The organism is Streptomyces sp. TRD_SC_5 (genome assembly GCF_056836825.1).
In genome coordinates, this window is sequence record NZ_JBWZZS010000001.1 from 883959 (window position 1) to 898103 (window position 14145).

Below are 14145 nucleotides of genomic sequence, written 5' to 3' on the forward strand. Positions count from 1 at the left end.
GAACAAACACAGTGGACGCGAGCAACTGAGGACAAGCCCTCGGCCTATTAGTACCAGTCAGCTCCACCCGTTACCGGGCTTCCACATCTGGCCTATCAACCCAGTCGTCTACTGGGAGCCTTAACCCCTCAAAGGGGGTGGGAACACTCATCTCGAAGCAGGCTTCCCGCTTAGATGCTTTCAGCGGTTATCCTTTCCGAACGTAGCCAACCAGCCATGCCCTTGGCAGGACAACTGGCACACCAGAGGTTCGTCCGTCCCGGTCCTCTCGTACTAGGGACAGCCCTTCTCAATATTCCTACGCGCGCAGAGGATAGGGACCGAACTGTCTCACGACGTTCTAAACCCAGCTCGCGTACCGCTTTAATGGGCGAACAGCCCAACCCTTGGGACCGACTCCAGCCCCAGGATGCGACGAGCCGACATCGAGGTGCCAAACCATCCCGTCGATATGGACTCTTGGGGAAGATCAGCCTGTTATCCCCGGGGTACCTTTTATCCGTTGAGCGACAGCGCTTCCACAAGCCACTGCCGGATCACTAGTCCCGACTTTCGTCCCTGCTCGACCCGTCGGTCTCACAGTCAAGCTCCCTTGTGCACTTACACTCAACACCTGATTGCCAACCAGGCTGAGGGAACCTTTGGGCGCCTCCGTTACTCTTTAGGAGGCAACCGCCCCAGTTAAACTACCCATCAGACACTGTCCCTGATCCGGATCACGGACCGAGGTTAGACATCCAGCACGACCAGAGTGGTATTTCAAGATTGACTCCACACACACTGGCGTGCATGCTTCACAGTCTCCCACCTATCCTACACAAGCCGAACCGAACACCAATATCAAACTGTAGTAAAGGTCCCGGGGTCTTTCCGTCCTTCTGCGCGAAACGAGCATCTTTACTCGTAGTGCAATTTCACCGGGCCTATGGTTGAGACAGTCGAGAAGTCGTTACGCCATTCGTGCAGGTCGGAACTTACCCGACAAGGAATTTCGCTACCTTAGGATGGTTATAGTTACCACCGCCGTTTACTGGCGCTTAAGTTCTCAGCTTCGCACGCCCGAAAGCGCACTAACCGGTCCCCTTAACGTTCCAGCACCGGGCAGGCGTCAGTCCGTATACATCGCCTTACGGCTTCGCACGGACCTGTGTTTTTAGTAAACAGTCGCTTCTCGCTGGTCTCTGCGGCCACCCCCAGCTCACCGTGTAAAACGGATCACCAGTGATGGCCCCCCTTCTCCCGAAGTTACGGGGGCATTTTGCCGAGTTCCTTAACCATAGTTCACCCGAACGCCTCGGTATTCTCTACCTGACCACCTGAGTCGGTTTAGGGTACGGGCCGCCATGAAACTCGCTAGAGGCTTTTCTCGACAGCATAGGATCATCCACTTCACCACAATCGGCTCGGCATCAGGTCTCAGCCTCAATGAGGGACGGATTTACCTACCCCTCGGCCTACACCCTTACCCCGGGACTACCACCGCCCGGGCTGGACTACCTTCCTGCGTCACCCCATCGCTTACCTACTACCACCTTGGGCCGGCGGCTCCACCACTTCCCTTTGCCCGAAGGCTCCAGGACGGCTTCACGGCCTTAGCATTAATGGATTCGATACTGGGCGTTTCAAAGCGGGTACCGGAATATCAACCGGTTGTCCATCGACTACGCCTGTCGGCCTCGCCTTAGGTCCCGACTTACCCTGGGCAGATCAGCTTGACCCAGGAACCCTTAGTCAATCGGCGCACACGTTTCTCACGTGTGTATCGCTACTCATGCCTGCATTCTCACTCGTGAACCGTCCACAACTCGCTTCCGCGGCTGCTTCACCCGGCACACGACGCTCCCCTACCCATCCACACGGGCGTTGGCCCTATATGTGTGAATGACACGACTTCGGCGGTACGCTTGAGCCCCGCTACATTGTCGGCGCGGAATCACTTGACCAGTGAGCTATTACGCACTCTTTCAAGGGTGGCTGCTTCTAAGCCAACCTCCTGGTTGTCTCTGCGACTCCACATCCTTTCCCACTTAGCGTACGCTTAGGGGCCTTAGTCGATGCTCTGGGCTGTTTCCCTCTCGACCATGGAGCTTATCCCCCACAGTCTCACTGCCGTGCTCTCACTTACCGGCATTCGGAGTTTGGCTAAGGTCAGTAACCCGGTAGGGCCCATCGCCTATCCAGTGCTCTACCTCCGGCAAGAAACACACGACGCTGCACCTAAATGCATTTCGGGGAGAACCAGCTATCACGGAGTTTGATTGGCCTTTCACCCCTAACCACAGGTCATCCCCCAGGTTTTCAACCCTGGTGGGTTCGGTCCTCCACGACCTCTTACAGCCGCTTCAACCTGCCCATGGCTAGATCACTCCGCTTCGGGTCTAGAGCGTGCAACTCAATCGCCCTATTAGGACTCGCTTTCGCTACGGCTTCCCCACACGGGTTAACCTCGCTACACACCGCTAACTCGCAGGCTCATTCTTCAAAAGGCACGCAGTCACGACGCATTGAGTAAACTCAATGCGCGACGCTCCCACGGCTTGTAGGCACACGGTTTCAGGTACTATTTCACTCCGCTCCCGCGGTACTTTTCACCATTCCCTCACGGTACTATCCGCTATCGGTCACCAGGGAATATTTAGGCTTAACGGGTGGTCCCGCCAGATTCACACGGGATTTCTCGGGCCCCGTGCTACTTGGGTGTCTCTTAAACGAGCCGTATGAATTTCAGCTACGGGGGTCTTACCCTCTACGCCGGACCTTTCGCATGTCCTTCGCCTATCCATACGGTTTCTGACTCGTCTCACAGTCGGCAGACTGTGACAAAGAGATCCCGCAACCCCGTATGCGCAACCCCTGCCGGGTATCACACGCATACGGTTTGGCCTCATCCGGTTTCGCTCGCCACTACTCCCGGAATCACGGTTGTTTTCTCTTCCTGCGGGTACTGAGATGTTTCACTTCCCCGCGTTCCCTCCACATACCCTATGTGTTCAGGTATGGGTGACAGCCCATGACGACTGCCGGGTTTCCCCATTCGGAAACCCCCGGATCAAAGCCTGGTTGACGGCTCCCCGGGGACTATCGTGGCCTCCCACGTCCTTCATCGGTTCCTGGTGCCAAGGCATCCACCGTGCGCCCTTAAAAACTTGCCCACAGATGCTCGCGTCCACTGTGCAGTTCTCAAGCAACGACCAGCCACCCATCACCCCACCCTTACGGGCGAGTGCACTGGGGCCGGCATCGCGAAGATAAGGACCGAAGTCCGTACCCTCAGATACCCAACAGCGTGCCCGACCCGATTTACTGTGCTCACTTTCCACGCCGAAGCAGTACTTGTGAACCCACCAAACCGTGCCGAGTAGTCAACGTTCCACCCATGAGCAACCAGCACCGGACGTTCGCCGATGAACTGGCCTCTGACCCGGCGAACCGAGTAAGAAGTGCTCCTTAGAAAGGAGGTGATCCAGCCGCACCTTCCGGTACGGCTACCTTGTTACGACTTCGTCCCAATCGCCAGTCCCACCTTCGACAGCTCCCTCCCACAAGGGGTTGGGCCACCGGCTTCGGGTGTTACCGACTTTCGTGACGTGACGGGCGGTGTGTACAAGGCCCGGGAACGTATTCACCGCAGCAATGCTGATCTGCGATTACTAGCAACTCCGACTTCATGGGGTCGAGTTGCAGACCCCAATCCGAACTGAGACCGGCTTTTTGAGATTCGCTCCGCCTCGCGGCATCGCAGCTCATTGTACCGGCCATTGTAGCACGTGTGCAGCCCAAGACATAAGGGGCATGATGACTTGACGTCGTCCCCACCTTCCTCCGAGTTGACCCCGGCGGTCTCCTGTGAGTCCCCATCACCCCGAAGGGCATGCTGGCAACACAGGACAAGGGTTGCGCTCGTTGCGGGACTTAACCCAACATCTCACGACACGAGCTGACGACAGCCATGCACCACCTGTATACCGACCACAAGGGGGGCACCATCTCTGATGCTTTCCGGTATATGTCAAGCCTTGGTAAGGTTCTTCGCGTTGCGTCGAATTAAGCCACATGCTCCGCTGCTTGTGCGGGCCCCCGTCAATTCCTTTGAGTTTTAGCCTTGCGGCCGTACTCCCCAGGCGGGGAACTTAATGCGTTAGCTGCGGCACCGACGACGTGGAATGTCGCCAACACCTAGTTCCCAACGTTTACGGCGTGGACTACCAGGGTATCTAATCCTGTTCGCTCCCCACGCTTTCGCTCCTCAGCGTCAGTAATGGCCCAGAGATCCGCCTTCGCCACCGGTGTTCCTCCTGATATCTGCGCATTTCACCGCTACACCAGGAATTCCGATCTCCCCTACCACACTCTAGCCTGCCCGTATCGAATGCAGACCCGGGGTTAAGCCCCGGGCTTTCACATCCGACGTGACAAGCCGCCTACGAGCTCTTTACGCCCAATAATTCCGGACAACGCTTGCGCCCTACGTATTACCGCGGCTGCTGGCACGTAGTTAGCCGGCGCTTCTTCTGCAGGTACCGTCACTTTCGCTTCTTCCCTGCTGAAAGAGGTTTACAACCCGAAGGCCGTCATCCCTCACGCGGCGTCGCTGCATCAGGCTTTCGCCCATTGTGCAATATTCCCCACTGCTGCCTCCCGTAGGAGTCTGGGCCGTGTCTCAGTCCCAGTGTGGCCGGTCGCCCTCTCAGGCCGGCTACCCGTCGTCGCCTTGGTAGGCCATTACCCCACCAACAAGCTGATAGGCCGCGGGCTCATCCTTCACCGCCGGAGCTTTTAACCCCTCCCCATGCAGGGAGGAGTGTTATCCGGTATTAGACCCCGTTTCCAGGGCTTGTCCCAGAGTGAAGGGCAGATTGCCCACGTGTTACTCACCCGTTCGCCACTAATCCACCCCGAAGGGCTTCATCGTTCGACTTGCATGTGTTAAGCACGCCGCCAGCGTTCGTCCTGAGCCAGGATCAAACTCTCCATGAATGTTTGCTCGTAATCGAGCTAGCACCACGAAAGAGCGGAACAGATCGGGCCGGAATATGGCCCGCTGTTCTCAGCGTCCTCGCTGTGTTTGCCTGGACTGCACTATCACTAGGACAGCCAGGTCTTCTTCAAAGGAACCACCAACCCACCGAAGTGGGCCGGGGTATCAACATATCTGGCGTTGACTTTTGGCACGCTGTTGAGTTCTCAAGGAACGGACGCTTCCTTTGTACTCACCCTCTCGGGCTTTCCTCCGGGCTTTCGTTCGGTATTTCGTGTTTCCGACTCTATCAGACGCTTTCGCGTCCGACTTCCTCGGCGCTTTCCAGGTTTTCGCTTTCGCGTTTCCCTTTCCGGCGATTCCGACTCTACCAGTCGTTTTCCGTTTCCCTGACCAGTGCTCTGCGGGCATGCAGAAGCTTCAGATTCGGGATATGGTTTAGACCTGTCAGAAGCTGCCGACCCGCGACCCACAATGGAGTGCGTGCTGGTGTCAGGCAGGACTACGACAGTACATCGCTCCGGCAGACGAGGCAAACCGTTGCCGGTGCACCCCTAGGTCCGCCAAGCGGCAGCTCTCGTGCGGAACCGGGACTTCTAGTGACTTACCCTTCTGAACAGTACGCCGCCCTGGACAGGTAGTGGCGGCGGCACACGAACTCTCCACCCCTGGGAGGCCCAATGACCAGCGTGACGTCCCCTCTTGCTGGACGCGCCATCGGACTCGCCGCAGTCCCCGACCCGGTGTTCTCCGGCGCGATGGTCGGTCCCGGCACCGCGATCGACCCCGTACGTGAGCCGTCGGAGGCCGTCGCCCCTGTCGCCGGGGTCATCGTCTCTCTTCACCCGCACGCGTTTGTCGTCGTGGACGGCGACGGTCACGGAGTTCTGACGCACCTGGGCATCGACACGGTGCAGCTCAATGGTGAAGGCTTCGAGCTGCTCGTCAACAAGGGGGACACGGTGACGCGCGGCCAGGCCGTCGTGCGGTGGGACCCGGCAGCCGTCGAAGCGGCCGGCAAGTCGCCGGTGTGCCCGATCGTGGCGCTCGAGGCCACCGCTGACTCCCTTGCCGATCTGGTCGAGGACGGCGACGTGAAGTCCGGCGACGTGCTCTTCAGCTGGCAGTGACGGCGGCGCCGTAAGGGCGGCCACGGGTACGACATCCATCGCGGGGGGACTGGACAGGGTCTCACCGCAACTATCGGAGACGGTGAAATGGAGACAACGCTGCGAGGCGTCGGCGTGAGCCACGGTGTGGCGATCGGCGAGGTTCGGCACATGGGCACGGCGGTTCTCGAGCCGCCGGCCAAGCAGATTCCCGCGGAGGAGGCGGAGCGCGAACAGGGGCGCGCACGCCAGGCAGTGGAAGCTGTGGCGGCCGACCTGATTGCACGCGGCAACCTGGCCGGCGGCGAGGCACAGCACGTGCTCGAGGCACAGGCCATGATGGCGCAGGATCCCGAGCTCATGGCCGACGTGGACCGGCGCATCGCTGTGGGAAGCACGGCCGAGCGTGGTGTGTACGACGCCTTTGCCGCTTACCGGGCCCTGCTCGCCAATGCCGGCGAGTACCTGGCCGGTCGTGTCGCGGACCTCGACGACGTGCGGAATCGTATCGTCGCCCGGCTGCTGGGCGTGCCGATGCCGGGTGTGCCGGACAGTGACGAGCCGTATGTACTGATCGCGCGGGATCTCGCTCCCGCCGACACGGCGCTGCTCGACCCCACGCTGGTTCTGGGCTTCGTGACCGAAGAGGGCGGGCCGACCAGCCACAGCGCGATTCTCGCGCGGGCGCTGGGTGTGCCTGCCGTGGTGGCTCTGCCGGGTGCGGGCGAGCTGGCCGAGGGCACGGTCGTCGCGGTGGACGGCAGTACGGGCGAGATCTTTGTCGAGCCCACTGCCGATAAGCGTGCCGAGCTTGAGGCCGCTGCTGCCGCGCGCAGGGCGGCGCTCTCGGCTTCGACCGGCCCCGGTGCGACGTCCGACGGCCACAAGGTGCCGCTGCTCGCCAACATCGGGGGTCCCGCGGATGTGCCGGCCGCGGTCGAGGCCGGTGCTGAAGGTGTTGGTCTGTTCCGTACGGAGTTCCTCTTCCTCGATGACAGCAAGCAGGCGCCGTCGGAGGAGAAGCAGGTCGAGGCGTACCGCAAGGTTCTTGAGGCGTTCCCCGAGGGCCGCGTGGTCGTGCGGGTGCTGGACGCGGGCGCGGACAAGCCGCTCGAGTTCCTGACGCCGGCCGAGGAGCCGAATCCGGCGCTCGGTGTTCGAGGGCTGCGGTCGCTGCTGGAGCACCCGGATGTACTGCGCACACAGCTGACCGCGCTGGCGAAGGCCGTCAAGGGCCTTCCGGTGTACCTCGAGGTCATGGCGCCGATGGTCGCGGACCGTACGGATGCCAAGGCGTTCGCGGACGCGTGCCGTGCGGCCGGGCTGCAGGCGAAGTTCGGCGCGATGGTCGAGATCCCGTCGGCCGCACTGCGGGCGCGCTCGATCCTGCAGGAGGTCGAGTTCCTTTCGCTGGGGACGAACGACCTGGCTCAGTACACGTTCGCCGCGGACCGGCAGGTCGGCGCGGTTTCGCGGCTCCAGGACCCGTGGCAGCCGGCGCTGCTCGACCTGGTGGCGGCGTCGGCCGACGCCGCCAAGGCCGAGGGCAAGAGCTGTGGCGTGTGTGGTGAGGCGGCGGCCGATCCGCTGCTCGCCTGCGTGCTGGCGGGTCTGGGTGTCACCTCCCTGTCGATGGGCGCGAAGGCCATTCCTTACGTCCGTGCGACGCTGGCGAAGCACACGCTCGCCCAGTGCGAGCGGGCGGCCGCGGCGGCGCGTGCCACGGACACCGCCGACGAGGCGCGGGCGGCCGCGCAGGCGGTGCTGTCCGGCGAGTGACCAGCGGCTGTCGTTGATCCGAGGGGCTCCCGGCCATGAGGCCGGGAGCCCCTCGGGCGTTCAGTGGTGGATGTCGGGCTCCGCGATCTCGAAGCCCGGGCAGTACTCGACGCCGGACTCAGGGGATACCGGATCGCCGGTGTCCGCGTCCGTGCAGTAGGCGCTGAAGACCTCGCCGGCGGTAAGCGCGACCAGGTGGCCCCGGTGGAGCCTCCAGCCGTGGAGCCGGTCCGGCGCCCCGGGCTCGGTGGTCCTCAGTACCACTCCACCGGGGCTTTCCACGGCGATGCCGGCTGCGAGGACCGTCACGAACTCGGCGCCTTCGGCCTCGGTCAGGTGGACCGGCTCGTTCCCGGTGCGCTCCGCGTGGAGCACGGCGAGAAGTTGCTCCTCCTCGGCAGGGACGCTGCAGACGAGGTGGTGGCTGCCGGGGCCGGCTTGTTCGAGCAGGCTCGTGACCAGGCGCGACGCTCGGTCGAGGGCCTCGCGGCCGATGTCCTCCCCGCATTCGGCGCAGTTGCCGAGCCGGGCCAGGAGCAGAGTCGCGTACTCCCAAGTGGCCCGGCGGACCGCTTCGTTGATCAGCATGGGCACGAGGCTGTCGATGGGCTGGCCGGTGTAGGGAACGGAGGCGCCGCAGACCGCGACTTCCGCGGTGAAGCGGGTCCGGCTCTGCGCCGTGTCCGGGTCGATTCCGGTGGCCCGGCAGAACTCCAGGAAGTCGTCGGGGTCGAAGAGCGCGACGGTCGTGTGCACGCCTTGGGCCGCGAGGGCTCGCAGCAGCCCTTCGACCTCCTGGAGGTAGACCGTGTGGTCGTCGAAGGCGAAGGTGCCGTACTCCGTCATGGATGCGAAGTCCTGCTCGTCGGCCAACAGGCCTACGGTACTGGGCACTTCGCGACGGAGAGTACGGCGCATGGCCTTGTTCTTGTGGTGCTTCGTGGACTTGATGTGCGCCATTTTTCCCCCTGAGCGCAGTCGATCATTGCTCACTCACCGTAACCGACTGCACTGACAACGCACTCTCCGTGAGTTCGTCAGGGGCGGGTGCGAGCCAGGGCCTCGTAGAAATGCAGGAGTTCGAGGTTGTCGACCGAGCCCGGGTTGACCGCCTTGGTGAGCGGCGTGCCCTGGAGAAGTCGCTTCACGGGTACCTCGATGCGCTTGCCGGTGAGGGTGTGCGGGACGCCGGGGACCTCGATGATCTCGTCGGGGACGTGACGCGGGGAAAGCTCGGTGCGGATGGCCTGCTTGATGCGGGCGCGCAGGGCGTCGTCGAGGGTGGCGCCCTCCGCGAGATGGACGAAGAGCGGCATCCAGTAGCCGCCGTCGGGCTCTTCGAGGCCGATGACGAGGGACTCCCTGATCTCGGGGAGGCGCTCGACCACCTCGTAGATGTCGGCCGATCCCATGCGGACGCCCTGACGGTTGAGCGTGGAGTCGGAGCGGCCGTGAATGATCACCGAGCCGTGGCCGGTGATGGTGATCCAGTCGCCGTGCCGCCACGCGCCGGGGTACGTGTCGAAGTAGCTGTCGTGGTAGCGGCTGCCGTCGGGGTCGTTCCAGAAGTGGACCGGCATGGAAGGCATGGGGTTCATGACGACCAGTTCGCCGACCTCATTGGTGAGCGGTTTTCCCTGGGGGTCCCAGGCCTGGAGATCGGTGCCGAGGCACGCTGCCTGGAGTTCTCCGATGTGGACGGGGAGCGTCGGAACCGCGCCGGCGAAGCAGCTGCAGACATCCGTACCGCCGCTGACGGATGCGATCCAGAGATCGGACGCGACCTCGTCGTGGAGCCAGCGGAATCCGTCGGGCGGGAGCGGGGAGCCGGTGGTGGCCACGCATGTGATGCGGGAGAGGTCGTAGTCGCGCGCGGGGTGGACTTCGGCCTTGGCGCAGGCCATGACGTACGCGGCCGAGGTGCCGAAGAGGGTCGCTCCGGTGAGTTCGGCGACGCGCCACTGGGCGCCCGTACCGGGATAGCCGGGGCTTCCGTCGTACAGGACGACCGTGGTGCCCGTGAGGAGGCCGGAGACGAGGAAGTTCCACATCATCCAGCCGGTGGAGGTGTACCAGAAGAAACGGTCCTCGGGGCCGAGGTCGCAGTGCAGGCCGATCTGCTTGAAGTGCTCCAGGAGGATGCCGCCCTGGGACTGCACGATGGCCTTGGGGAGACCGGTCGTACCGGAGGAGTACAGGACCCATAGGGGGTGCTCGAAGGGGACCTGCTCGAAGACCGGTTCCGTGTCCGCGGAGGTGAGGGCGGACCAGCCGACGGCGCCTTCGGGGGCCGGTGTGCCGAGGAGCGGGATGTGGACCACGGCGCGCAGGGTGGGCAACTCGCGGCGGAGCTCGGCGACGGTGTCCGTACGGTCGTGCTCCTTGCCGCCGTAGCGGTAGCCGTCGACGGCGAACAGGACGACCGGCTCGACCTGCTGGAAGCGGTCGAGGACGCTTCGGGCGCCGAAGTCAGGGGCGCAGGAGGTCCAGACTCCGCCCACGGCCGCGGTGGCGAGCAAGGCGATGGTGGCCTGGGGGACGTTGGGGAGGTAGCCGCTGACACGGTCTCCGGGGCGTACGCCGAGGGCGCGCAGTTCGGCGGCGAGTGAGCCCACCTGGCGGCGCAGCTCGGACCAGCTCACCGGGGTGGGCTCGTGGGTCTCGTCGACGTACAGGAGGGCCGGGTCGTCCGCGCGGGACGCGTCTTCGGCCGTTCGCAGGGCGTGTTCCGCGTAGTTGAGGGTGGCTCCCGGGAACCACTGGGCGCCCGGCATGGAACGGTCGGCGAGTACCGTTTCGTACGGGGTGGAGAAGCGCACGTCGAACCAGACGGCGACGGCCTCCCAGAAGGTGTCGAGCTCGTCGACCGACCAGCGGTGCAGCGCCGGGTACCCGCCGTCAGCGGGTGCTCCGTACCGCTCGGCCGCCCAGCTCTGGAAACGGGTGACAGCGGCGGCGGCGATGCGGTCCGCGTCCGGCTGCCAGAGGGGCGCGGTGTTCGCTGCTGAGGACATGGGGCGGCTCCCGGGCTGTACGCGTGGTGTGCGTGTGTCGCGCGCACGTGCGAAGGGTGTGCGCACGAGGCGGCTGACAGGGACGATGCCATGTGATCGTCTTGCGCACCAGGGCGGGCCTCCCACGGTCGCGTAGCCGGTCGTGTGCGCACACCGCGGGTGAACGGCAGTTGAACGCCCCCCGTGCGCGTCCGGCCGGGTGGCAGGGTGAGCCGCATGGACGGTCGTGACCTGGTGCGCTCGGTGAAACTGGTCGGCACGGTGCAGGGGCTGCGCTTCGCGCGCTCCGCGTGGCGGCGTCGTCGTACGGATGCCTGGGGGCTGCAGCGGCGGGGCGCGGAGCGTGCCCGGGTGCCTGGTGCGGTGACGGGCGCCGAGCCGCAGCCGGGCGGCGGGGTGATGCGTTTCGCCCGTTCCGAGCTGCGGGTGACGGTCGCGGCGGGTGGCGCGGTGTTCTGGGGCTGGGACGGGGCTGGTGCGGAGCCTTCGTACGCGCTCGCCGGTGCGTGTCCCGAGCCCGATCCCAGGGCGGAGCTGGAGCCCGACAAGGACGGCGGCTGGCAGGTGGTGTCGGAGCGGCTCACGGTCGCCGTGTCACGGCACGGTGGCGTCGAGGTGCGGACGCCGGGCGGCGTGGTGCTCCGCCGGGAGCTGCCGCCCCGGTGGTGGGAGCCGGTCGCCGGCGGGACGGCGCGCTGGCTGCAGCGCAGCGAGGTGCCGGCGGACGCCCGGTTCTTCGGTCTCGGCGGGCGGACTTCGGGGGTCCGGCTGCGGGACGGCACGTACCCCTTGTCGAACTCGGGTCCCGGTGACGGCTTCATGCCGGGTGACGAGCCGCTCTCCATGACGATGCCGGTGCAGCTGGTCGTCTCCGACGCCGGGACACATCTCGTTTTCCACGACAACACGTGGGAGGGGCGGGTGACGCTGCGGGAGGGCGAGGAGGGGGCCGGGTCGGGGCATGACCGGCCGGGCTCGAGCGAGCTGCGCATGGACGGTGGGCCGCTGCGCTGCTGGGTGGTGGCCGGGACGCCGGCGCGCGTGCTGCGGGCCTGGACAGGGCTCACGGGTGCGCCCGTGCTTCCTCCGTCGTGGGCGCTGGGCCCGCAGCACGCCTGCCCGGGGGTCGGCGGCGAACGGGAGGTGCGGCAGGTTGTCGCCGGCTATGGGCAGCGGGGGCTGCCGCTGCCCGTACTGCATCTGGACATGGACGCGGACGCGGACGAGAGCGTCGGCCGGGGCGGCGTGGACCAGGGCAACCGGGAGGAGGGCCTCGCCGTCGGACGTGAGCGGTCTCCCGGGCTGGCGCGGCTCGCCGCGGATCTCCGGGAGTCGGGGGTGCGGCTGGTGTCGGTCGTCCGTCCCGCTGTCAGGGCTGAGCCCGGGAGCGCGCTGTACGACAGCGGAACGGCAGCGGGGGCGTTCGCTCGGGACGTGCGCGGAAGGGAAGTGCGTGAGGTTCTCCGGTCCGGGGAGCGCGTGTTTCCGGATATCACCGGTCCACGCGCGCGTGCCTGGTGGGGATCGCTTCACGAGGAACGCCTGACGCAGGGGTTCTCCGGGGTCTGGCACGAAACGAACGACACAGCGGCCTTCTCGCCCTTCGGTCCGGCATTGTCGCGCTCGGCACGGCGCGACCTGGAGGGCCGCGGTGGCGATCACCGGGAGGGCCGCAGTGTCCATGGCCTGGCGATGGCGCGTGCGGGTTACGAGGCGCTGCGAGACGGTCGTTCCCGGGAACGACCGTTTCTCGTCTCGCATACCGGGTGGGCCGGCATGCAGAGGTACGGCGGCACCAGTCCGGGGGGTGTGCCGACGGGTTGGCCGGGACTGCGTGCCTCGCTCTCCCTGGTGCTCGGTCTCGGGTTGTGCGGGGTGCCGTTCTCGGGAACCGATGTCGCGGGGTTCAAAGGAACGCCTTCAGCCGAGCTGTATCTGCGGTGGTTTCAGCTGGGCGCCCACCTGCCGCTGTTCCGTACGCGTGCGACTGGGCCCGCGGGCTCCAGCCAGCCGTGGGAGTTCGGTCCGCGGGTGCTCGAGCACGCGAAGGCCGCGCTCGCCGAACGGGAGCGGCTGCGGCCGTATTTCGTGACACTGTCCCATCTGGCCCGCCTCACCGGTGCGCCTTATGTGCGTCCCGTGTGGTGGGGTGCGCCTGAGGACCGGGCGTTGCGGGACTGCGAGGACGCCTTCCTGCTCGGGGACTGTCTGCTGGTCGCTCCCGTACTGGAGCACGGCGCGGACCGCAGAGCGGTCCGTCTGCCGCACGGACGGTGGTACGACACGGCTACCGGCGCTGCGTACGAAGGGCAGGGCCAGGTACTGCTGGAGGCACCACTGTCGCGCATCCCTGTGCTGGCGAGAGCAGGCGCGGTGATTCCCGTACGCGGTGACGACGGCGGGCTCACGCTCGAGGTGTGGGCACCGTCTGCCGGGCGTACCGGAGGAGGGCTGGTCGTGAGGGACGCGGGTGACGGCTGGGAGCGGGCCGAGGTCGAGCGGTTCACTACGCGGGTGAACGGTGGGCGGGTGCTGGTGGAACGGGAAGGGGGCGGAGACGTGGGGCTCCCGGTGCGCGTGCGGGGCTGCTGACACGGGTGCGGGCTGCTGGGGCGGCGTACCGGGGAACGTTCATTCCGATGTACCCGGGAACGTTCACTTCGACGTACCCGGGAACGTTCACTTCGACGTACCCGGGAACGTTCACTTCGACGTACTCGGGAGCGCTCACATCGGTAGGCTGTAGCTTCCCGTGCACCACCGTCGTACCGCTTCTGTGTGGAGGGGAAAGGCCAGCTCGGCGGGCTCGCGCAGAAGGTGCCAGCCGGTTGATTCCGCGGTGGGGACGGAAGGCGGCAGGCCGGCGGCGGCGCGTTCGGGGAGCAGGCCGAAGAGGAGCAGGTGGCCGCCCGGGGAGCTCAGCGCGTCGGCGAGGCGTACCTCTCCCGCCGCCGCTTCGATGCCCGTCTCCTCACGCAGTTCGCGTACGACCGCCTGCTGCCACTCCTCGCCGTGGTCGATGAAGCCGCCGGGCAGCGCCGTTCCGCCGAGCTGCGGCTCGATGTCACGGGTGATGACGACGAGTCCGCCGCCCAGTGCGTCGCGTACGGGCAGCAGGGCGATTGCGACGGGCAGGGGGTTGCGATAGGCCGTGGCGCCGCAGACGGCGCAGGTACGGGGCCAGTCACCAGCCTGCCGGTACGGCGCTCCGCAGCTGGAGCAGTGGGAGTCCCTGACGGGCTTCTTCGTGGGTGCGGACACGCGC

At 65.4% G+C, this 14145-nt stretch carries 6 protein-coding genes and 2 rRNA genes; 3 read left to right on the forward strand and 5 right to left on the reverse strand.

The window, feature by feature from the left end; translation table 11 throughout:
* Positions 1 to 27: 27 nt before the first annotated feature.
* Together AC1P0E_RS04175 and AC1P0E_RS04180 are read right to left on the reverse strand one after the other, a co-directional pair.
* Positions 28 to 3152, reverse strand: a 23S ribosomal RNA gene (locus tag AC1P0E_RS04175).
* A gap of 299 nt (positions 3153 to 3451) precedes the next feature.
* Positions 3452 to 4977, reverse strand: a 16S ribosomal RNA gene (locus tag AC1P0E_RS04180).
* Together the 16S and 23S rRNA genes form the textbook arrangement of a ribosomal RNA operon.
* Positions 4978 to 5658: 681 nt before the next feature.
* On the opposite strand from AC1P0E_RS04180, the gene AC1P0E_RS04185 reads away from it, so the two are divergent.
* Together AC1P0E_RS04185 and ptsP are read left to right on the forward strand one after the other, a co-directional pair.
* Positions 5659 to 6108 (forward strand): PTS sugar transporter subunit IIA, encoded by a 450-nt coding sequence (locus AC1P0E_RS04185; RefSeq protein WP_482740794.1) that lies wholly within the window; start codon positions 5659 to 5661, stop codon positions 6106 to 6108.
* 87 nt (positions 6109 to 6195) lie between these two features.
* Entirely contained in the window at positions 6196 to 7866 is a 1671-nt protein-coding gene (gene ptsP, locus AC1P0E_RS04190; RefSeq protein WP_482740795.1) for a phosphoenolpyruvate--protein phosphotransferase, read from the forward strand.
* A gap of 60 nt (positions 7867 to 7926) precedes the next feature.
* Here ptsP and AC1P0E_RS04195 read toward each other — a convergent pair whose 3' ends face one another.
* Positions 7927 to 8826, reverse strand: coding sequence for a hypothetical protein (locus tag AC1P0E_RS04195; RefSeq protein ID WP_482740796.1), 900 nt, complete (start codon positions 8824 to 8826; stop codon positions 7927 to 7929).
* 77 nt (positions 8827 to 8903) lie between these two features.
* Positions 8904 to 10880 carry an acetoacetate--CoA ligase gene (locus tag AC1P0E_RS04200; RefSeq protein ID WP_482740797.1) on the reverse strand — a complete coding sequence of 659 codons (1977 nt, stop codon included), beginning with the start codon at positions 10878 to 10880 and terminating at the stop codon, positions 8904 to 8906.
* A 216-nt stretch (positions 10881 to 11096) separates the two neighbouring features.
* Between AC1P0E_RS04200 and AC1P0E_RS04205 the strand changes: the two genes are divergently transcribed.
* Positions 11097 to 13472: a glycoside hydrolase family 31 protein gene (locus AC1P0E_RS04205; protein ID WP_482740798.1), complete on the forward strand. Its 2376-nt coding sequence runs from the start codon at positions 11097 to 11099 to the stop codon at positions 13470 to 13472.
* Between the two features lie 135 nt (positions 13473 to 13607).
* Here AC1P0E_RS04205 and AC1P0E_RS04210 read toward each other — a convergent pair whose 3' ends face one another.
* Entirely contained in the window at positions 13608 to 14141 is a 534-nt protein-coding gene (locus AC1P0E_RS04210; RefSeq protein ID WP_482740799.1) for an NUDIX domain-containing protein, read from the reverse strand.
* Positions 14142 to 14145 lie beyond the last annotated feature (4 nt).